Source organism: Salmonella sp. 32031103-2018-00083-FB-01-SM-01 (genome assembly GCF_017571995.1).
Taxonomy (GTDB): Bacteria; Pseudomonadota; Gammaproteobacteria; order Enterobacterales; family Enterobacteriaceae; genus Salmonella; species Salmonella enterica.
The window spans coordinates 1-523 of the sequence record NZ_JAGEQL010000025.1 but is presented as its reverse complement, the minus strand read 5'-3'; the positions used below and the strand labels follow the sequence as shown (position 1 = coordinate 523).

The window sequence follows — 523 nt, the reverse complement described above, 5'->3', positions numbered from 1 at the left end:
GGGCGTTAAGTTGCAGGGTATAGACCCGAAACCCGGTGATCTAGCCATGGGCAGGTTGAAGGTTGGGTAACACTAACTGGAGGACCGAACCGACTAATGTTGAAAAATTAGCGGATGACCTGTGGCTGGGGGTGAAAGGCCAATCAAACCGGGAGATAGCTGGTTCTCCCCGAAAGCTATTTAGGTAGCGCCTCGTGAATTCATCTCCGGGGGTAGAGCACTGTTTCGGCTAGGGGGCCATCCCGGCTTACCAACCCGATGCAAACTGCGAATACCGGAGAATGTTATCACGGGAGACACACGGCGGGTGCTAACGTCCGTCGTGAAGAGGGAAACAACCCAGACCGCCAGCTAAGGTCCCAAAGTCATGGTTAAGTGGGAAACGATGTGGGAAGGCCCAGACAGCCAGGATGTTGGCTTAGAAGCAGCCATCATTTAAAGAAAGCGTAATAGCTCACTGGTCGAGTCGGCCTGCGCGGAAGATGTAACGGGGCTAAACCATGCACCGAAGCTGCGGCAGCGA

General features: G+C 54.5%; 1 rRNA gene. It reads left to right on the top strand.

Annotated elements, in window-relative coordinates:
* Positions 1-523, top strand: a 23S ribosomal RNA gene (locus tag J4614_RS21925); the annotation flags it as partial.